The following is a 19,511-nucleotide window of genomic DNA, read 5'->3' on the forward strand; positions in this document are numbered from 1 at the left end:
CACAAATTTGTTAATCAATAAAATTAACAAAGTTTGTGATTATTAGCAGGTTTTGATATTGAAACTTAGCAAAAAATAAATAACATTTCAAAAAGGCCCTTTATCCCTCGGTCCATTATGGGTAACCTTCCATTGACCATCTTCTTGAACCAGTTTTAAAACACCCGGTTTTGGGTCGTAAGCTGTTGAATATTTAACCCAAGCCACCTCGCCATCCATAGCTTCATCGACCACTTTAAAATTAGCCTCTGAATCTTTATCTTCAGTAAACATTTCTTGAATGCTTGAAAGGTTTGCATAGCCTTCCGCAGTTGTATGCTTTTTTAAGGTAGCTTCATCACCGTGATAAAAACTTTCGGCAACAACTTTGGTGGTTTCAGAAGGGGAAAGGTTCTTTTTTTCTGAACACGAGAAGAACAACAATATGAGCGAGCAAATGACTAAATTTTTCATAACGTTACTAATTTGGGTTATTGATATAACTATGTGATATTTTCAGTTCAATATTACGTTCGCCATCTTTTTCGTGCAGTTCAAAAATTGCTCTGCGGTCATTGGATAGCGAAAACTTCGGCAAGACATAAACAAACCGAACCGTTTCGTTTTCTGTGATTTTAGAAGGCATATTATGTTTGAAAATCGGTTCTTGATACAGTCGTTGTAACGATTTCTTTTTCCCCTTCTGTCTTGTTTCAACAGAGAGTTTTAAGAAATTCAAATCATAATCCAACGTAGAATTATTCTTAATCTGGATGACAAAGTAAAGTTCTTCCGTATCAAAAACAATGTTCTCAACGCTCAAAACTATACCTTCGGTTCTCTTTTTAATCCTACCTACACGCTGCTTTCTCTCAAGAAGATAGGAACTGAATTTCTGGTAATAATAATTCCTGTTATCAACATTGCTTTCAGCAGTAACAACAGAAATAGAATCATTCAATATTGGTCTTTCATTCCCGATACTACTTGACTTCGGAATAAAATAATTGAATTTTAATAGCTGCGCTTTATACCTTACAATATACGAAAAAATTGAACCATCTCTATTGACTATCAGAAGATTGCTTTCTTTCCCAGGCTTTGCTTGAAGAAGCCCGAAATACTGCTCTTTTTCACGATTGTAGGTAAATATAAAATTTTCTGCACCGGTTATTCCCTGGCGAATGGGCTCTGGAAAAAACAGCGCAACATTTTTAGTGTCATTCGCATATATGGTATCAATTACAATTGTGTCTTGTGCTGTAACCTGCGCGAAGCAAATTCGAGGTGCAAATGTGGAAACAGCTAGTAATAATGAAGTTATGATATATTTTTTCATAATAGTGAATTTTTAAGAACCCGAGATGGCTCATAGTTTTGGTTTTAGAATAAGTTTATAATTGTTCAGCACGGTCACTTTCACACTTCGGTTTTTACGTTTGAGGATTTTTGTGATTCCGCCAACTTCAGGAACACTTGGAATATTAATATCGCCTATAACATCGTCCAGGACTTCCGTTGTTATCTCTGCCCTAAAATTGTTTTCGACATAGATGCCCTCGCTACCATCCTGTAAATCGAAGGCTTTGAGTTTAGTGGGATGGTGTTTGATATTTTCAATTTCTATTAAAGCACGATTGGGCTGAAAACTGATAAACCCAAAAACGAGCGTGTTTTTTGGCATTTGCTTATTGTTAATCATAGCAGCCTTGGTAAGCCGCATTCTTAATCTGGAGTTTGCTTTTACTACTTGGTCGCCATCGACGACCACATAGATTGTTTCATCCGTATTCCCGATAATGGAAATGTCGTTTGGTTTTGGCGAAGCAGCAAAGAACAATTGATGTTCCAAGCCTAATTCTTTGGCTTCAATCTTTTGTTCTCTTTTAATTTCAGTGGAATCTACCTCTTTTACTTTTTTGCGAATTGTTTTTCTTGAACCAAGATTCTGATAAGTCAAATCAGAATATTTGATTTTTCCTGCGGAATAAATGCTATCCACGATACGTTCTTTTTCACGTTGAGGCAAATCTGCATCATAAAAGCCAAGGGAATCAATCAGTTTTTCATCATAGATGCTCGGTGCATTGTTTTCACGTACTTCCTTTAAATCATTGATGGCATCCAGTTTGGAATCGTATTCTTTTTGATTTTCTTCCAAATCGGGTATCAAGGTCTGTTCAAGGTTTTCATTTTCACTCTCATCATCGCCAATTACCATTACGGAATAGGAAATTAGAAATATGAAAATCACAGCCAATACTGCTGCAAAGACAATTTTATTTTTTTCAATTTTCATTGTTCAATTTTTTTAAGGTGTTTTCAAAGTAATCGGTTATCAATAATCCGTGTGGATTGTTCGGGAAGTTTCGGTCAACCATAATCAGCTTTCCTGTCGAAACCAGTTCATAAGTGTCAATTATGGAACCTCTATTGATTTCAAAAATGGTCGTCGTGGTAAAACTATATGAATCATTATTTTCGATTACCCTTGAATCGATACTCAATACTTTTTGAACCAAGGAGTATTGTAAGAGTCGATTATAAACACCATCAGCTTTCTTCTGGCGATAAAGGTTGTCAATGGAACTGTTACCCAACCAAAGCGCTTTTTCTAAATTGCGTTCATAGTTACTCGCATCGATATTGTAGAAATACGTATGGAACAACTCTAAATGCGCCAAAGCTTCAACCCTGAAATTTTCTTTTTGGGTAACGAGTTTTAGCGGAATGATGCTACCGTCGGTATTGATTGCAAAGGCATTGTTTAGTGCACTTTTATGGGTAGTAAATGCCATCCAAACCGAAAATGTGCTAGCCAAAAAGGAAAATATTACGACTGCTAAAACGATAAACCTATTCAACTTTAGGACATTGTAAATATTCTTATAAGGTGTTTTCATTCTGATTTGCTTTAGTTGGAAAATAATCTTAACGTGAAGGAGGTGGCGCGCCTGTATAACTTAAATTTCAGAAAGACGATAAAGCCAACTGAACCAAGTTGTACAACAGGAGCAAAAAAACCTTCACCTACATCTGTTCCAAAAAGGTTATTCCAAAAGTTTGTGTTGATTTCTGTGTATAGCGCATTAACAAATACGTTGACCAAAAAGAAGGCTGGCACGAGCATATATACCGCTGCATACAATTTGAAAAAATTATAGGCGAGGGAACGGAATTTCTCAAATACAGCTAAACTGATGACCAATGGAAAAAATGCCTGCATAATGCCCAAAAGGAAGAATCGTTCTGCTAAAAAGAGCGGATAAATAAACAGGTCTAAAATCCATAGGATAATCCCAATGATAAAGGCAAATATTTTGAACCCGTAAAGTGGTGTGACCAAAGCTTCATAAAGCAATGTCATTGCATTTTTTGCAGCGTCAATTAAATTTACATCTTCTTCTATTGGAATGTCCTGCATTTGCAAAGGCAATAAGGCTGGAGCAGTTCCTCGATATTGTGCTTCTATAGAAACCAAGATACTATCGAAAAAGCCTAACACCTGTGTAGAAAATATGACCAAAACTACTATTGCAAAATTCTTTGCCAGTTCGCCTGGGCTCAAACCCCAAGTGTAGCCATCCTTATCCGCAATACCTTCATTATATTTTTTAAGGATATTGACCAGAAAAAACAGAACAGCAAGCGTTTTCATTCCTGCAATAGTATATTGCGAGAAGCTGCTGTTCTGTATGGTCTGGAAAACCGTGTCTATATATTCCAATCCAATCCCTAAAATGATGGTTGCGGTCATCTTTAATATTCGGTTTCGCGGTTATTTATTTTATCCTGCATTTTTCTGAAGGAAATAATATCCTTGTATCGTTTGGTTTTGGCTTTGACATTAGAAACCATTTCCTTTGATTCCAGTTCTTTTTGTTTAAGAATTTCAGCTCGTTCAGCATCGCTCATTTTTAGATAATCGCTGGATAGGATTTCGTCTATGAAATCCATCGTGTCCAGTGAGTTTTGGACTATGGCATCGAATGATTCCACAACTCTGCTAACTTCGCCTGGCTTGATGTAAGGCGAGTTCAAAATATCCTGTAAATCGTTTTGCATCATATTGATAAGGCGTTGATTATTTTGTCCAATTTCTTGAACCGCATTTAATTGTTGCACAACACTTGATACCTTCTCAATGCTTTCCTTTGCATCTTTTAGGAATTTTACAGACTTAATCATTTGAGCTGTCTGTTTACCTGATTCTATCAGTTGTTTTACCAAACTGATAAAATTGGTGTTGTCATAAGTGGGCATTCCCTGTGCAATAGCATTGCCCGACATAAATAAGGTAAGGGCTACTGTCATTACTAAAATTTTGATTTTTGTCTTCATAATATTATGTTTTAGAAGTGAATTGAATTATTGCCTTTTGCATATCGTGATGCTCATTGTAGAGCTTCATTATTTCTTCGTTTTCCTGACCATCGGTCAAATAAGCTGCGTACACTTCCTTCGGAACTTCAAGACGGAAGATGTTACTTTCCCTGCCTATCTTGATGAACATTTCGGTGTACTTCCGTGGTCCAGAAAGATTGTTCTTGATGGATTTTAATTGGTTCAAATCGTGGCTGGATAGATTGAGACGTTTGACCAATTCGTCATAGCCTTTTTCATTATTCAAACTATAAATGACCTGTGTGTTTTCCAGTATGCTCGCTGAAGTTGAATTGTTCGGAAGCTGATTAATGGATTGAAGAATAATCCCAATAGCACCGTTCTGTTTACGAATTGCTTGGTAGTAGAACTCAACGCTTTCCAATACGTTTTCAAACTTCAGTTGCTTGGCAAACTCATCAAAAAGAATGATGCCTTTTTCAGCCCTATTTTTCCAAATGGTTCTTTGGATGGCTGACTTAATCAGCTTCAACATCACGGATAGGATTTCTTTGTTATCCTTTACTTCATCCAGTTCAAAAACAATCAATCGTTTGTCTTCGATTTTATAAGTCTGGTCTTCGCTGACTTCAAATAGAAAGCTGTATAGACCATCGCCGACATATTCGGACATTACGTGCAAGAAGCTCGTGACATTGAAGTAGTCGGGATGGATTTTAAGAGTGTCAAGTAGATTTTCTTGGCTTTTTTCTATAAAGCTGTAAAAACCATCTAACGAGTGATTTTCAGAAGTACTATCATAATAATGGCGCAGTATCTTTTTAACGGAAACCGATTGTGCTTTCGTAACTTTTAAATCTGAAGCAAAGAGTTCAAATAGAAAAACGGATAAGTCTTCCAATCGCTCTGGTGTTAAGTCATCTTGATGACTGATGTAAAATGGATTGATACCCAAGTTCTTTCCGCTTTCGTAGCGAAGCACCGTATATTTTTCAGGATAGAGCTTTGCGAATTTGGTGTACGAGCCACCTAAGTCGATAATGACCAAGCGAACGCCACTTTCAAAATACTGGCGCAGAATGTTATTTGCTAAAAAGGATTTTCCTTCGCCAGTTGGGGCGAAAATGGCAAAGTTTCGTGCCTTGATGCGTTTCTTCTTTTCATCCCAAACATCCTTTAGAACAGGAATGTTATGTTCACGGTCATTAAAGATGATTCCGGTATTATCGCTTTTATAGTTGGTGTTATTGATGAACAAGCAGAGCGCGTGTTTTAAATCGGTTACATATAAATCGTTGTTTGAAAAGTTGGATGAAAAGCAGCAGTAACTATTTAGAATATAGTTTTTACGTTCTTCGCCTCGTGGGTAATACGGGATGATATCCAATTCCTTAAATTCAGTCTTTATTTTTGAAGTTATCTTGTCGAGCTCTTTAGCTTCCTTTGCCCAATACACGATATTAAGATGACCACGAATAATCCGTGCGTTATCATCGGCATTGATTTGGTCAAGAATGTGCTGAATTTTGCCAAGAACCACTTTATTCTGCGAACCGAAGTTGGAACTTTTGTTGAGTTCCTCAATCTTCTTGTCGAGCAGCTTGCGCCACTTTTGTTTATCATCGAGATAGATTATCTGGTTGACGATATGATTTTCATTAAGCGTAAGCCCAAGACCATCAATAAACCCTTGATGAAACACAAAATCATCTGAAGTGAATTTCTCATTGGTTTTGCTACTCTGTACACTTTCGCCAAAGCACAGTTCGCTATTGATGGCAAGGGCATCAAAATGGTTTTCGCCAATATTGACGCTTTTCTTTTCCAGTATTATGTCAGTATCAAAGCCTTCGTTGAAGCCATTAAAATAGCCACTTGTGAGCTTCTGAATATCTTCCGTTTTAAGGGGAAGGAACGCCATTTTTCGGCTATTGTTTATAAAGGAAACAGAGTCGCTTACCGAGTTGACGAAGCTTTTAATGTTGTCATCCAGTTCTTGTACAATTCCCTTTGAAGCTTTTCGGAACGGATTGACATATTTTGGGTTGTTAAGCGCCTTGTTTTTAGTGAGGATGAAGAACAGATAACATTTATGTTCAATATGTCCCCGACCCTTAAAATGCTCGTGTGTTGCTTTCTCTAAAAAAGTTTTATTGGGAAGCTGTTCCGAAGAATAGGATTTCTTCAGGTAGATATCCTGTTTGTGAACCACTGTCCCAACAGGCAAAGATTTTAAAGCCTGAAACCAAGCACCGTGCATATCTTCAAAATCCTTTTCGGACAAAGAATAGATTTCGGGTAGGTTTCCTTCAAAACACAATACCACATTGCCATTATTTGCAAATACGATATTATCTTGAATATCCGTAATGGGTTGATATGCCGAAAGATTAATCTTGTTCATAATCGAAGCCTGAATTTCTTTTGTTACTGATAATTTTTGGGAAGGCTTTCGCCATTTGGAAAAGCTGCGGATTGTGGTTTATTCGAGTCAAGGCGACATATAATGCAGCATTGAATACCAATATCCCTATAATTATCCCAAAGCTGAAAGAGAAAATAATTACTAACAGCGATGCAAGTATGGAAACCATCATCAAGGCAAACAGGGAAATGGGCAGCCCAAATATGACCGCCCGTTTCCTAATGTTTTTATAGACCTCGAACCGTTTCATTTATACTACGATTCCTATTAGGTAAGTGAAGATGCCTACGACTGCGCCTGCAATCAAAACAAATACGAGAACCCTTGTGATTCCTTTTTTGAGGTCAGCATTTTCCCCAAAGAAATGTCCTGCATTAAATAGGAAACCAACTAGGAAAATAACCCCTAAAATGATGGGAAAAATGGTTCGGATGGTGTTTGAAACATCATCGACCGAATCTTCAATTCCCCCAATTTGAGCAAAAAGTGATGTTGAGAGCAACGACAAAAAAGTTGCCAAATAAATTGATTTTTTCATAGCGTAACAGTTTAGAATTTTGTGTTGTTTTCGTTATTGGAAATTTACATATATTTGTTCATAAATAACTGATTATCAAATATTTGTGAATAAAATATTATTTGATTTAGTTTGAATTCGTTTGTTATTATTTGGCATCAAATTCTATGGATTTTAGAAAGTAAATTGTTGATAACCCAAAAATTGAAAATGAAAAAAGTGCTCAAAAACGTCAGTTTTGTGATTTTGCTCTTAAAAATGTGCATCATTTTTGGACAGGAAACGACTGCTCAAAAAAGAATTGTGATTGATGTTGGACACGGTGGAAAAGATTCTGGTGCAATCGGAATAAATGGCATCCAAGAAAAGGATGTGGTTTTGGATGTTGCAAATGCCATTTTGAATCTAAATAATGAAATGGATAAGCCTTTGGATATTTATTTGACCAGGTATAGTGATACGCTCATTTCGCTATCGGATAGAACCAAGCTGGCCAAAGCCTTAAATGCTGATTTGTTTGTGTCTTTGCATTGCAATCATTCTGATAATCCAGAAGCAAGCGGGATTGAGGTTTATTCTTCAAAGAAACAAGGGGAATATTCTAAAGAATCCGTTTTCATTGGTTATCAAATTGAAAAAGTATTTTGTGAAACAATAGGCTATCAAAGTAGAGGTGTGAAGTTTGCGAACTTTCAGGTACTTCGAGAAACTGTTGAGTATTGCACATCAATACTATTGGAATTGGGCTTTTTATCCAATTGGGATGAGGGAAGCTATATTTTAGATAACAACAATATTGAACGCATCGCACTATCAATATTAATATCCATTAAAAAATCCATAAAATTATGAAAGATATTTTTTTAGAGTTAACAAAGAGCTTGAAGGCTATAGTAGAGCAGTTTATTTCAGAAATAATTTTGCTGTATTAATCCTTCAAAAGTTGAGTTACTTGCGTTTATCTTCAGCCCCTTTATCAAAGGCAACCAAATTAAAAAGTTCACGCATTCGGCTACGTACCCGATTCCCATAGCGTTCTTCCAGTTCCTCTGCGTTGAGATTGGTAGTTGCGTGGGTTTTTACCTTGCCTTTGGTCTGAACAAATAATTCATAGCGCGATAGCAAAACTTCGCCCATAACGTTTAGGTCTTTGCCATAAAACCGACCTGCGGGTTCGACACCTAAATCGTCGAAACAGTAAAACTTCGTGTTGCCATATTCTTCAACGGTTTTGAAACCTAAATGGTTAAAACTGAAGGTTACATTCCGGCAGGGAATCATTTCATAGGGGCGTTGCAGCGGTACAATGTGGCGCAGTAATTTCATTAAACTTGTTTTGCCACATCCCACGGGTCCGGAAAGCAAAATGCCTTTTTCTGGGTCGATGCCGTTCTTTTTGCAGTTTTCTTTATCGCGGACAAAATAATTGCAAAGCTTCAGGACTATTGCTTCATCTTGGTCGTAGATTTTAAATTTATCGCCAAAAAGCAGCTTCCCTTTTGCGTTCAGGTAAATTAAAATTTTTGGGAAATCGTAGAGAATGCTTTTGCCATCAAAGTTCCCGAGCGCATATTCAACGCCACCTTCGGTTATTTTAGAGGGGTTGTCCATAGTCTTTGTTTTTACTGGTTCGCAGGTTGTCCTTGATTTGGGACGCTTGTTTTTTGTTTGGTTTGTTTTCCTCGGCATATAATTCTGTTCTGTCCATCCAGTTTGTGGCCAAGGCACGCCAATCTCTAATTTCATTTCCATCACTCGTTTGCCAGTTCCGGGTTTCATAATGCTCAAAGAATTTTTTTCCTTCATCAGCATTAAAACCTTTTTCAATAAAAAAATCTATTACCGCCTGCCAGCCCTTTGGTTGTTTTATATTGTTTACTTGTTTGGTATTGTTTATAGTAGATACCAATGCTTGTCCACTGGTGGGACGGTGCGAGTCCACAGCTTGTCCATTATTGGGATGGTGCTGGTACACTACTGGTTCTTCAATGGGACGGTAGTGTTCCGCAAGCTGTTCTAATTTGGGACTGTACCGTCCCGTATCAGGTTCATCACTTGTCCCCAGAATGGCCATCTTGATTTTGCTGCCCTTATACGGATTGTTGGAAGGGAAGTACGATAGGTATTGCCAAGAATCTAATTCCACAATGCATCTATGATATGTGGACTTAGAGCCTATTTTGGCACAACGCATCAAGTCTCTACGGTTTACGTAGAATTCATCCATAAATCGGCAACTGTTCCATTCTTGGAACAGTGCCATATAAAGGCTTATGTGCGTTGGATTGAGGCGGTCATCAAAAAAGAACTTTTCAAAAGCCGCATTTAGTAGCTTTATATAGTTCATCTTTTAAGAATTTTGCTTGTGCTGCACTCGATTTGAGTTCATTACATCTTGAATTTCCTCTGCATCATAGTAGATAATGCCCCCAACTTTTGTGTATGGCAACGTTCCATTGATGCGAAGATTCTGTAATGTACCTGGACTGACTTGAAGCAAGTCCATTACCTCGGAAGATTTTAAATATTTCTTGAGTTTTCCAGTTGCTTGTTTAGATAGAAGATTCTTGATGTCATCGAGCAATTCCATTTTAAATTCTCGAAGGTCGTCGGTGGTAATAATATTTGCTGGCATAATAGAACGGTTTTAAAGAAAGGGACTATCGTATCGATTTCAACTAATTTGATAGTCCCTGACCTGATTTGACTTTCGTTCTACAAATTTGGGATGGTTTATTGGATTTTAATCCCAAGTTGTACCCAAGTAGGGTGTTTTTATTTGCTCATTTTCAATGGTTTAAATTGGTTTGATTTAGAGGTGTCACTTTAAATCATCTATGCCAAATGATAATAGATAAAATTAATTTTATTTTTTCCCAAGTTAGACCCAACTTGGGAAAAAATTTAACATTTTAAAAGCTCAAAATATTAACCGTCCGTTTCTTCCATTCGCCTTAAAAGTGTGGCTTTTAGTCTATCGATAAACTTGGTTTGGTCGATTTTTCGTTCTCTAATTTCTAGAAAAGTTCTATATACATTTCCAAGTTTAAGTTCGAAAATGTCTTCACAAGCTGAAGCCATTTCTTTAATACCAGCTGTACCGCTTTTTATCGCTCCAGAAGCCTGTAAGGCATAAATCAATTCAATCAGGTCAGTTTTTGAAGCCGTCCAGCCAAGGCGCTCACCATTGGCTAAAGTGTTTAGTTTATTTGAAATACCGTAGGACTGATCTCTTAAATAACTTAATTCCTGAACGTAGTGATTTATTAAGAGGTCATAGGCCATAATTTTAGCAATTGCGTTATCGTGACTTGTAGAAAATTCAGCATCAGTATAGAAATGGGAAGTGTCCGAAACCAGACTAATTTTATCTTTACCTCTTATAAAGTAAAATTCATCTAAAACCGTAGATTCCTCCCGGTAATATTTAATAAAGTCGATATTCCGGCGATTACTTTCTTGAAGTTTTTGAATTTCTTCGTCTATAAAGATCTGTTGAGATTGAATCGTTCCCGCCGGGCGATTAATCAAAAAATTATACAGTTTAGCATAGAATTTCAACCTGCTATAAACATACGGCTTGTGCTTTTTGAAAAATGTTATTTCATTTTCTTTATTTTTGAAATTATTATCTCTAATACATAGCCGAAGTTTTTGTAAATATTTCCTTGAGATTGTAATTCCCTTTTCAACTACATTGAAATCATTAACGTTGGACTCCTCTATTTCTAATATTTCATTTTTGAAATCTTCTATTATTTTAAGTAAATCTTTTTCCAAATTTAATCTGGGTTTAAATGTTAATAAAATAAAACCCACATTATTGACAACTGTAATTTTGGGGTTTAAGAAATCGCATTTTGCATCTTAACATCGTTTCCAATACGACTTAATACAAAACACCTAAATCATTTGGTGTCATAAAGAGAGACTAGTTAAAATACACGCTCTATAAATGTTACTTTATTACCATTATTAGGCTTTTTAATTCGTTAGGTTTATTATTACATTATATTCAAGCCTGTAAAAGTTTGAGGAACTCAAGTCTACGCATCTCTTATTTAACTTGAATAGCCTTATTTCTATGATTGCTAACATAATACAACAGTAAAAGAAACCCTAACAAGACCACTTGTGCCATTAGAGTTTCATTTGTAGGATACACGCCCAACCAATCTATCTTAAGGGAAATAGGGAAACTAGTGACTGATACCCAGCCTGCCTCTTGGACGGCGTGAACCCCTTTCCCAATCAAGATTATCGCAAGTAAGGTTATTACCCAAGATGAGTATCTAAAAAGTTGCCTTACTGGAATTCTTTTGGAATATTTTACAAAAATAACGGCAAGCAATGCTATCAGTGTAAAAGCAGCAATTACGCCCAAACCTATGGAAGACCCATCGCCAGTTTTGGTCTCTAAGCTAATGGCCTGTAAAAAAAGGATGGATTCGAAGGCTTCCCTAAATACTACCATAAAAGAAAATACGGCCAATCCTAACATTTTCTCCCCTCTTAGTTGTTTGCCTATCTTTTTTTCTATAAATTCTTTCCACTTTTTTGAATGGGAATGATTATGCAACCAAAACCCAACAAATGCTAACACTATTACCGCTATTAAAGAAATTAATCCCTCCATAATCTCACGGTTCTTACCACTAATACCTATTATCCAATCTGAAAGGAACCATCCTGCAATACCTATTAAAATGGCCATAATCCACCCTCCGTGTACATACGGGAGCGCTTTTTTTGTGCCTGAAGTTTTTATTAAAGCCAGAATCAGGGCAATGATAAGGAATGCTTCAAGCCCCTCGCGCAACATAATAGATGCTGCCAAGAAAAAAGAAAGCCAATAGTTGAGCTTCGTATCCCTCATCAATTGGTCTGCACGGTCTATCATTGATAGCGCATTAGCGATTTCAGCTTGTACTGTGGAGATGCTTTTAGAGCTCTCTATAGCTTGTCTAACCGCCATCATTTGCTGCTCTAGGTGTGAGGTAAATTCTGGGTCGTTGGCTTTCAAGCGTACCTCCACTGGTTCAATACCTTCGAGATACGCATTTAAGGCGTTTTGACGTGCCGATTTTTTATTGCCCTCCTTATAATCTAACAGAACAGCGTTCAGGTAATTTCTTGCAACAACAAGACTATTTTCGGTCGAGGTCTCGTGAAGAGAAAAAATTCTTAAAGCTTTCATTTTTTTATAAGTAACGGAATCTTCGTAACCCAACTTTTGAATCAATTCCTTATCGGATAGAGTAGCCACATCTTTTAAGGAAACTTCATTAGAGACTTTGTCAAATATTTCCTTTAGCTCAAGCGAATCCGCAAAAGTGGCATTAAACCTCAGGGATTTGATATAAAAGGAAAGATCCCATACTTCTTTATCGCTCAACATACCGAAACTTTGCATTGCAGTACCTTCTACGCCAAGTTTAATAGTATTGTAGGCCTGGAACGGGGACACCTCACGCATAATGGTATCGTTCAAAAAATTTGTGGGTGCTGGATTTAAACCCACCGCCAGTTTGCCCTTTCCATTGCCGCTTGCTCCGTGACATTGTATGCAATTGTTCAGGAATAGCTTCTGTCCATTATCAATATTTGGCCAATTAAGTGGGCTAATTTCGAATTCCGTAAAATTGATAATAGCCCACTTGACCTTTGAAGTGACAGCTTTTATTTTTTGATGGGAAACCTTGTTTAGTACATTTGCTTTCAAATCCATCAAATTCCTCTGTATCTGATTCGCCTGCTTTTTAGTGAGCTCAAGTTTCTTGCTTAAAGAGAGGATGGTTTCACTAAATTCTTTCATTTCAAGATATTCACCTTCATCTATTATAACCCCATTTTTAACTGCTGCGGGATAATCTTTTGAGAGATAATCCAATAAATGGATTATAGTCTGAATGTTGGATTCGTCTTTTATCGTCGTAGCATAGATGTTTGAATAACTCAATAGAGCAATGAGACCCACTATAAAATTGTATAAATAACGCTTGTGTTGTAACATAAAAATCTTTTATAATAATTACTATTTTTATTTAGACTAAATAAAAACAAAAATACACTTAAAAATCAATCCATTCGAAAAAGAGTGGTTAAAAAAATTCTCACTGAGTTACTTCAGTGCGAAATCTTTTAAAAAGAAATGGAACAAGAGGATAGCTGCGATAAAAATTACTATTAGGGCTATAGATGCCAATAACTTATCTCTTTTGGTTATTTTACTCTTAGACCTTTTCTCCCTTCTTCTTATCCTTCGGTTTAACGACATAATTTAATTACAAGCATTTCAAGACACGGTTTACCTTGCAAAAGAGACAGTCCCCCTGAATAATGCAAACTTTCTATCCTTAAATGGAATACGATATCATCTAAAGAAATCATTTAGTTAAACATTAAATTTTCAACTCCCACTATTATTAGATAAATTAAAAGCCTTTAACTTTTATTCATTATTTCAACTTTATTTATTCGAAAAGAGCAGGTAAAAGAAATAAAAAATGGCTTCAAAGAAATAAAAAATAAGTACTACAGTAAAGATTCCGGCAAGTGCTAAGATGCCATACAGTCTGTCTTTCTTCGTTATGGTACTTTCTACAGGTCTTTCATCCTTTTTTCTCTGCCTTCTCTTTCTTCGATTTTGAGACATTTTTTCATTTTTTTTGCTTCTTGAAATTTTAAATTATTTCCAATTCATTTTCTGTAATCGAATGGCATTAAGTATTGCCAGAAAGGCCACTCCAACATCTGCAAAAACAGCCTCCCACATTGTAGCCATCCCCATTGCACCCAAAATCATAACAATGATTTTTACACCAAAGGCCAAACCAATATTCTGCCAGACGATACGACGTGTAGAACGACCGATTTTTATTGCTCTTGCAATTTTTGAAGGTTGGTCGGTCTGGATGATAACATCTGCCGTTTCAATGGCCACATCGCTGCCCAAGCCACCCATTGCGATGCCAACATCGCTCGCTGCCAATACGGGGGCATCGTTGATACCATCACCAATAAAGGCTACTTTAGTGCCAACCTGTTTTTTTAAGGCCTCTACTTCGTTTAACTTATCTTCAGGAAGCAGTCCGCCTTTTGCCCAATCAACACCCATTTCTTTTGCCACTTGTTGGGTTATGGAATCCTTGTCTCCAGATAGCATTATGATTTTGGAAATACCCGATTCCCGAATCTGCTTTATTGCTTCGTGGGCATCTTCTTTCAGTTCATCCGCAATGGTTATATAGCCGGCAAAATTGCCATCAATAGCGACCATAACGATTGATTCTACTATTGTATCGGTTTCCGCAGGAACTTCTATTTTATTGGCTGTCATCAAAGCCTTATTTCCTGCCAAGACCATTTTTCCGTTAACGGTACCCTTGAGGCCTTTGCCTGCTATTTCCGTTACTTTCGTGGCGCTGAATTTTTTTATTGGTAATTCGTACTGCATAACGGCACGGGCAATGGGGTGTGTGGATTGCTCTTCCATTGCAAGTAGATAGTTCATAAACTCTTTTTCTGCAAAAGCAGAACTTACAATTTGCTTGATTTTAAAAACCCCGTGGGTTACGGTTCCGGTTTTATCCATAACCACGGTATTCACTTGGGTCATTGTATCCAAAAAGGACGCACCTTTGAAGAGAATACCATTTCGGGATGCAGCACCCAATCCGCCGAAATAACCCAGAGGAATGGAAATGACCAACGCACAGGGACAGGATATTACAAGGAAAATCAATGCCCTGTACAACCAATCACTAAATACATAATTTTCAACAATAAAATAGGGCAGGACCGTTAAGCAAATAGCCAAAAAAACTACGATAGGGGTGTAAATGCGAGCGAATTTTCTAATGAACAATTCGGTCTTTGATTTACGAGCGGTCGCATTCTGCACCATATCCAGGATCCGGGCTATGGAACTGTCCTTGAATTCTTTTGTTGACTGAATCTCGATAACACCTTCTAGATTTATGCTTCCTGCAAATACCTTGTCACCCTTTGAAATTGCATCGGGCTTGCTTTCTCCCGTAATGGCAGCAGTGTTTACCGATGCCTTTTGAGAAAGTAGCACTCCATCCAAAGGAATTTTTTCCCCTACCCGGATTTGAACTTTTTCCCCAATTTCTACAGTTTCAGGGTCAACCGAAACATAATCGCCGTTCCGATAGACCAAAGCCGTATTGGGTCTTACATCCAATAGTGCCTTTATGTTGCCCTTAGCTCTTTTTACGGCTGCGTTTTGGAACAGTTCGCCTACGGCATAAAAAAGCATTACCGCAACGCCTTCAGGATATTCGCCAATGGCAAAAGCTCCTAAGGTTGCAATGGACATCAAAAAAAATTCGGTAAAGAAATCCCCCTGTTTAATACTTTCCCAACCCTCTTTTATTACAGGAAATCCAACTGGGATATACGCAACCACGTACCAGAGGATGCGGATCCAGCCCGAAAATTGGGGAAATGTTTCAAAATAGTCAAAAAGGATGCCTGCTATCAGCATTACAAAACTGAATATGGAAGGTATATATTCCCTAATGCTCAGCTGTGATGAAACTTTGTTATTCATAGAATTTTCCTTTTTGCCGCTATCATCGACCTTGAGATCCCTTAAGTTTAATTTTTTCTTTTTCATATTTCTGTATTATTATTTGCCCGAATCCAATGAAATAGCCTCAAACTGATTTAAATACGTTCATTATTGATCGTTGTTTAAAACTGTTCCGTTACCTTCAATATATTTCGACTTTTTCTTATTCGATATTTTTAGGTCTTTACGCCGTTTATTTTGAAAAATCAGGAGTGAAATCACGCCCGTACTGATCCAAACATCCGCAGTATTGAATACCGGGTCAAAAAACGTAAATTTGTTACCTCCCCATTGCGGCAACCAATCCGGAAGCCTTGTATCTATAATCGGAAAGAACCACATATCCACTACATTGCCATTTAAAAATCCAGAATAACCACCGCCTGACGGGAATATTTTTGCAATGTTCTGAAGCGCTGGATCGCTTTTTTCAAAAATAATCCCGTAGAAAGCTCCATCAATCAAATTGCCCAGCGCACCTGCGTATATAAATGCTGCACAGATTATAAAAATCTTGGCATATCCCTTGCTAATCATCTTTTTGATATAAAAAGTTCCCCAAACAATGGCGGCTAATCGGAATAAGATTAAAACAACCTTGGCTAGATATCCTTCACCAAACTTTAATCCCCAGGCCATCCCGGGGTTTTCCAAGAAATGTAAGCGAAACCAATTCTGGCCAAATACATAGTATTCCTCTCCATAATAGAAATGGGTCTTCACATATATCTTTATTGCCTGGTCTATAGCCAACAACAGTAAAATCAATAAGACTATATTTCTTTTCTTCATAATTGTCTTGGTGTCACCCAATGCTTTGCGAAAACGCACATTTAAATTACTTGGACAATTTTAAAATCTTAATCGCTCCCTGCATAACAAACGTGAAAACAATAGCTCCAATAACCAAATCTGGCCATTTACTATCTAAAAAATACACCAAGGTTCCCGCTAATATGACACCTCCGTTTACTATAATATCGTTGGAGGTAAAAATTGCGCTCGCCTGCATATGCGCTTCCTTACTTTTGGCTTTGTTAATCAACCAAAGTGAAATAAGATTACCAAGTAAGGCAAATATGGAAACAATGATCATCCATTGGAATAAAGGTGTTTCGCTTTCAGTAAAAAACCTTCTCAATACTTCCATAAATCCAAGTGTCGCTAGGGCCATCTGAAAGTATCCGCTGAATTTCGCCACTTTCTTTTTTCTAGCAATAGCACCGCCGACCGCAAAAAGACTCAACGCATACACGATGGAGTCTGCCAACATATCCAACGAATCTGCAATAAGACCCATAGAAGAAGAAATCCAACCCGTGGTCATTTCGATGACGAAAAAGCCAAAATTGATTCCCAAGACCCACCAAAGAATCTTTTTTTGTTTGGATTGGTCTTCCATTACAGGAGGTTCGGCTTCTTCGGTTCCCTGAAGTGTTTCATTGAACTTTAATTCGGCAATTGATGAACGTATCTCCTCGATCGCATCTAAATGGTACACTTCCAATTTTCTGTTGGGTATATCAAAATCCAAGTATTTAACTTGGGTGTAAGTCTCTAATTTCATCCGAATCATCTGCTCTTCTGATGGACAGTCCATTTTACTTATTATGAAAGTGCTTTTCTTCATTATTATGTGCTACTGGGTTATTTAATTTAAAGCCTGATTACTTGCTATTTGAAATATTCAAGTTTGCTCCACTTTTGTTAAGATCTACTATTTTTAATTTTTTCTTTAATATATGTCTCGGCTTCGCCTAGGGTAGTTATTTTTTCTGCTTCATCATCTGAAATGGCTATATTAAACTCATTTTCAAACTCTAGCATCAATTCCACCATATCCAAAATATCCGCCCCGAGGTCTTCACTAAAATTTACTTCTGGTCTCAACAAATTTGGATGTCTTCCAAATTTATTGGTCAGGAGCTTGTTGAACCTTTTTTTAAAATCTTCCATCTGTTCTTCATTTATTTATGCGATTCTATATATCTTTCCAAGATTGACTTTAAACTATCTAGATATTCAGAGAATGAGTTAACGGTAAGCTCGGATTGATCACTATAGGAAATGGTAATTGGGTTTTCATCAAGATATTGGTATAGTTCAGGGTAGTCCTGTTCAATCCTCAATGTCAATTCGTTAATTTCCTTGGTCAATTGCTGAAGCTTCTTCATTCTTTTTAATTTTATTGTGCCAGTTTTTGTAAAAATTAAATATGCAATGCCCTATCATCGGTAGCAGCCAGACACGCCTCCTTAAAGGTCTCTGAAAAAGTGGGGTGCCCGTGTGACATCCTTGCAATATCTTCGGCAGATGCCCTAAATTCCATCGCTACCACCGCTTCGGTATAACTATCTGCAATGCGAGGCCCTATCATATGTACACCCAATATCTCATCGGTCTGCTTATCTGCGATTACCTTGATAAAACCATCGGTATCCATACTAATTTTTGCCCTTGCATTAGCCTTAAATGGAAAAGAGCCTGTTTTTATACTTCTATTGTCCTTCTTTAGTTCTTCTTCGGTCAAGCCTACGCCGGCAACCTCTGGCTGGGTGTAAATAATATTGGGTATCAGCGAATAATTGATATGTGGCTTTTGGCCGACAATTTTTTCGGCTACAAAAACACCCTCTTCACTGGCCTTATGGGCAAGCATTGCTCCCCGAATTACGTCTCCTATGGCATATACCCCTTTGACATTGGTTTCAAGGTTTTCGTCTACTGATATCTGTCCTTTTTCATTGATTTCCACTCCTATATTCTCAAGTCCTAAATTGGCGGTGTACGGGTTACGACCAATGGCCATAAGGCAAAAATCGCCTTCTAAACTCATTTCTTTTTTATTGGAAAGGTTTTCTGCTTTCAATTCCACTTTGTTGTCCATCGTTGTTGCTTCCGTAACCTTGTGTTCCAAATAAAATTCGATACCCTGTTTTCTTAAGGAACGGTGCAATTGATGTCCCAAAGAGCTATCCATACTGGCTATGAGACTATCAAAATATTCTACAATAGAAACCTTTGAACCCAAGCGGGAGAATACGGAACCTATCTCTACACCGATAACCCCGCCGCCAACGACCAATAAATGTTTGGGGATTTCTTTTAAGGCAAGGGCTTCGGTAGAAGAGATGATGCGCTTTTTGTCGATTTTAATATTGGGCAATGAAGCGGGTTTCGACCCTGTGGCAATGATGATTTTATCGGTTGCTATGGTTTCCGTTTTATCTCCGCCCTTAATCTCAATCGTATTTTTGTCCTTAATACTGCCGTGGCCTTCATATACGGTAACTTTGTTCTTTTTCATCAAATAGTCAACTCCATTGATGATTTCCTTTACTACGTCCTGAACCCTTTGGTTCATTTTTACGATATCGACATTTGCTTCTTTTACATCAATCCCAAAATTTTCAAATTGATGTTTGAGTTTGTAATAATGTTCAGAGGCTTCCAACCAAGCTTTTGACGGAATACAGCCCACATTAAGACAGGTGCCGCCCAGGGTGCTATACCTTTCAATAATGGCCACTTTTAAACCTAATTGGGCACAGCGGATGGCACCTACATACCCGCCCGGGCCAGATCCTATAATAGTTACATCAAATTTTTCCATATTCAAATATTTTTTAAGTTAGAGAAGGTGGAAGATA

The 19,511-nt window shown here is 37.4% G+C and carries 21 protein-coding genes; 1 reads left to right on the forward strand and 20 read right to left on the reverse strand.

Annotation, left to right across the window (positions count from 1 at the left end):
- Positions 1-87 precede the first annotated feature (87 nt).
- The 8 genes from BC962_RS02790 to BC962_RS02830 all read right to left on the reverse strand — a co-directional run bounded on the left by BC962_RS02790 (position 88) and on the right by BC962_RS02830 (position 7,286).
- Positions 88-453, reverse strand: coding sequence for a hypothetical protein (locus BC962_RS02790; protein WP_121344396.1), 366 nt, complete (start codon positions 451-453; stop codon positions 88-90).
- 7 nt (positions 454-460) lie between these two features.
- Positions 461-1,318: a DUF4138 domain-containing protein gene (locus BC962_RS02795; RefSeq protein WP_183075432.1), complete on the reverse strand. Its 858-nt coding sequence runs from the start codon at positions 1,316-1,318 to the stop codon at positions 461-463.
- A 30-nt stretch (positions 1,319-1,348) separates the two neighbouring features.
- Positions 1,349-2,278: a conjugative transposon protein TraM gene (gene traM, locus BC962_RS02800; RefSeq protein WP_121344398.1), complete on the reverse strand. Its 930-nt coding sequence runs from the start codon at positions 2,276-2,278 to the stop codon at positions 1,349-1,351.
- Positions 2,268-2,882, reverse strand: a complete 615-nt coding sequence (locus BC962_RS02805) for a conjugal transfer protein TraK (RefSeq protein ID WP_121344399.1) — start codon at positions 2,880-2,882, stop codon at positions 2,268-2,270. The genes traM and BC962_RS02805 overlap by 11 nt, the downstream gene beginning before the upstream one ends.
- Positions 2,883-2,893: 11 nt before the next feature.
- Positions 2,894-3,736: a hypothetical protein gene (locus tag BC962_RS02810; RefSeq protein WP_121344400.1), complete on the reverse strand. Its 843-nt coding sequence runs from the start codon at positions 3,734-3,736 to the stop codon at positions 2,894-2,896.
- Positions 3,737-3,738: 2 nt separating this feature from the next.
- Entirely contained in the window at positions 3,739-4,320 is a 582-nt protein-coding gene (locus BC962_RS02815) for a conjugal transfer protein (protein ID WP_121344401.1), read from the reverse strand.
- Between the two features lie 4 nt (positions 4,321-4,324).
- Positions 4,325-6,727, reverse strand: coding sequence for a TraG family conjugative transposon ATPase (locus BC962_RS02820; RefSeq protein ID WP_121344402.1), 2,403 nt, complete (start codon positions 6,725-6,727; stop codon positions 4,325-4,327).
- 271 nt (positions 6,728-6,998) lie between these two features.
- Positions 6,999-7,286 (reverse strand): hypothetical protein, encoded by a 288-nt coding sequence (locus BC962_RS02830; protein WP_121344404.1) that lies wholly within the window; start codon positions 7,284-7,286, stop codon positions 6,999-7,001.
- A gap of 189 nt (positions 7,287-7,475) precedes the next feature.
- Here BC962_RS02830 and BC962_RS02835 point away from each other — a divergent pair, with 189 nt between their 5' ends.
- On the forward strand, positions 7,476-8,117 hold the full coding sequence (locus BC962_RS02835) for an N-acetylmuramoyl-L-alanine amidase family protein (protein ID WP_121344928.1): 642 nt from the start codon (positions 7,476-7,478) through the stop codon (positions 8,115-8,117).
- A gap of 96 nt (positions 8,118-8,213) precedes the next feature.
- Here the strand turns inward: BC962_RS02835 and BC962_RS02840 are convergent, their stop codons facing one another.
- The 12 genes from BC962_RS02840 to lpdA form a co-directional block, all read right to left on the reverse strand.
- Positions 8,214-8,876 (reverse strand): P-loop NTPase family protein, encoded by a 663-nt coding sequence (locus tag BC962_RS02840; protein ID WP_121344405.1) that lies wholly within the window; start codon positions 8,874-8,876, stop codon positions 8,214-8,216.
- A complete protein-coding gene (locus tag BC962_RS02845; RefSeq protein ID WP_121344406.1) occupies positions 8,860-9,612 on the reverse strand; it encodes a hypothetical protein in 753 nt (250 codons plus the stop codon). The genes BC962_RS02840 and BC962_RS02845 overlap by 17 nt, the downstream gene beginning before the upstream one ends.
- Before the next feature lie 3 nt (positions 9,613-9,615).
- Complete coding sequence (locus tag BC962_RS02850) at positions 9,616-9,900, reverse strand: helix-turn-helix domain-containing protein (RefSeq protein ID WP_008610945.1); 285 nt, start codon at positions 9,898-9,900, stop codon at positions 9,616-9,618.
- A 293-nt stretch (positions 9,901-10,193) separates the two neighbouring features.
- Positions 10,194-11,045, reverse strand: a complete 852-nt coding sequence (locus tag BC962_RS02855; RefSeq protein ID WP_121344407.1) for an RteC domain-containing protein — start codon at positions 11,043-11,045, stop codon at positions 10,194-10,196.
- 277 nt (positions 11,046-11,322) lie between these two features.
- On the reverse strand, positions 11,323-13,278 hold the full coding sequence (locus BC962_RS02860) for an FTR1 family protein (protein ID WP_121344408.1): 1,956 nt from the start codon (positions 13,276-13,278) through the stop codon (positions 11,323-11,325).
- Positions 13,279-13,734: 456 nt separating this feature from the next.
- Entirely contained in the window at positions 13,735-13,920 is a 186-nt protein-coding gene (locus BC962_RS16285) for a hypothetical protein (protein WP_121344409.1), read from the reverse strand.
- A 33-nt stretch (positions 13,921-13,953) separates the two neighbouring features.
- The gene (locus BC962_RS02870) at positions 13,954-15,906 is read right to left on the reverse strand and encodes a heavy metal translocating P-type ATPase (protein WP_121344410.1); all 1,953 of its coding nucleotides are present in this window, start codon (positions 15,904-15,906) and stop codon (positions 13,954-13,956) included.
- Between the two features lie 63 nt (positions 15,907-15,969).
- A complete protein-coding gene (locus BC962_RS02875; RefSeq protein WP_121344929.1) occupies positions 15,970-16,653 on the reverse strand; it encodes a lipoprotein signal peptidase in 684 nt (227 codons plus the stop codon).
- A gap of 46 nt (positions 16,654-16,699) precedes the next feature.
- Complete coding sequence (locus tag BC962_RS02880) at positions 16,700-17,491, reverse strand: cation transporter (protein WP_183075433.1); 792 nt, start codon at positions 17,489-17,491, stop codon at positions 16,700-16,702.
- A gap of 77 nt (positions 17,492-17,568) precedes the next feature.
- Entirely contained in the window at positions 17,569-17,817 is a 249-nt protein-coding gene (acpP, locus tag BC962_RS02885; RefSeq protein ID WP_121344411.1) for an acyl carrier protein, read from the reverse strand.
- An 11-nt stretch (positions 17,818-17,828) separates the two neighbouring features.
- A complete protein-coding gene (locus tag BC962_RS02890) occupies positions 17,829-18,035 on the reverse strand; it encodes a hypothetical protein (RefSeq protein WP_121344412.1) in 207 nt (68 codons plus the stop codon).
- A 35-nt stretch (positions 18,036-18,070) separates the two neighbouring features.
- On the reverse strand, positions 18,071-19,474 hold the full coding sequence (gene lpdA / locus BC962_RS02895) for a dihydrolipoyl dehydrogenase (protein WP_121344413.1): 1,404 nt from the start codon (positions 19,472-19,474) through the stop codon (positions 18,071-18,073).
- Positions 19,475-19,511: the final 37 nt, after the last annotated feature.

Origin of the sequence: Gillisia mitskevichiae, from assembly GCF_003634585.1 — a bacterium.
Taxonomy (GTDB): Bacteria; Bacteroidota; Bacteroidia; order Flavobacteriales; family Flavobacteriaceae; genus Gillisia; species Gillisia mitskevichiae.

Excerpts from the sequence above, each read along its gene's own strand:
- BC962_RS02790 (WP_121344396.1), bottom strand. The coding sequence starts at position 453 with ATGAAAAATTTAGTCATTTGCTCGCTCATATTGTTGTTCTTCTCGTGT.
- BC962_RS02795 (WP_183075432.1), bottom strand. The coding sequence starts at position 1,318 with ATGAAAAAATATATCATAACTTCATTATTACTAGCTGTTTCCACATTT.
- traM (WP_121344398.1), bottom strand. The coding sequence starts at position 2,278 with ATGAAAATTGAAAAAAATAAAATTGTCTTTGCAGCAGTATTGGCTGTG.
- BC962_RS02805 (WP_121344399.1), bottom strand. The coding sequence starts at position 2,882 with ATGAAAACACCTTATAAGAATATTTACAATGTCCTAAAGTTGAATAGG.
- BC962_RS02810 (WP_121344400.1), bottom strand. The coding sequence starts at position 3,736 with ATGACCGCAACCATCATTTTAGGGATTGGATTGGAATATATAGACACG.
- BC962_RS02815 (WP_121344401.1), bottom strand. The coding sequence starts at position 4,320 with ATGAAGACAAAAATCAAAATTTTAGTAATGACAGTAGCCCTTACCTTA.
- BC962_RS02820 (WP_121344402.1), bottom strand. The coding sequence starts at position 6,727 with ATGAACAAGATTAATCTTTCGGCATATCAACCCATTACGGATATTCAA.
- BC962_RS02830 (WP_121344404.1), bottom strand. The coding sequence starts at position 7,286 with ATGAAAAAATCAATTTATTTGGCAACTTTTTTGTCGTTGCTCTCAACA.
- BC962_RS02835 (WP_121344928.1), top strand. The coding sequence starts at position 7,476 with ATGAAAAAAGTGCTCAAAAACGTCAGTTTTGTGATTTTGCTCTTAAAA.
- BC962_RS02840 (WP_121344405.1), bottom strand. The coding sequence starts at position 8,876 with ATGGACAACCCCTCTAAAATAACCGAAGGTGGCGTTGAATATGCGCTC.
- BC962_RS02845 (WP_121344406.1), bottom strand. The coding sequence starts at position 9,612 with ATGAACTATATAAAGCTACTAAATGCGGCTTTTGAAAAGTTCTTTTTT.
- BC962_RS02850 (WP_008610945.1), bottom strand. The coding sequence starts at position 9,900 with ATGCCAGCAAATATTATTACCACCGACGACCTTCGAGAATTTAAAATG.
- BC962_RS02860 (WP_121344408.1), bottom strand. The coding sequence starts at position 13,278 with ATGTTACAACACAAGCGTTATTTATACAATTTTATAGTGGGTCTCATT.
- BC962_RS16285 (WP_121344409.1), bottom strand. The coding sequence starts at position 13,920 with ATGTCTCAAAATCGAAGAAAGAGAAGGCAGAGAAAAAAGGATGAAAGA.
- BC962_RS02870 (WP_121344410.1), bottom strand. The coding sequence starts at position 15,906 with ATGAAAAAGAAAAAATTAAACTTAAGGGATCTCAAGGTCGATGATAGC.
- BC962_RS02875 (WP_121344929.1), bottom strand. The coding sequence starts at position 16,653 with ATGAAGAAAAGAAATATAGTCTTATTGATTTTACTGTTGTTGGCTATA.
- BC962_RS02880 (WP_183075433.1), bottom strand. The coding sequence starts at position 17,491 with ATGAAGAAAAGCACTTTCATAATAAGTAAAATGGACTGTCCATCAGAA.
- acpP (WP_121344411.1), bottom strand. The coding sequence starts at position 17,817 with ATGGAAGATTTTAAAAAAAGGTTCAACAAGCTCCTGACCAATAAATTT.
- BC962_RS02890 (WP_121344412.1), bottom strand. The coding sequence starts at position 18,035 with ATGAAGAAGCTTCAGCAATTGACCAAGGAAATTAACGAATTGACATTG.
- lpdA (WP_121344413.1), bottom strand. The coding sequence starts at position 19,474 with ATGGAAAAATTTGATGTAACTATTATAGGATCTGGCCCGGGCGGGTAT.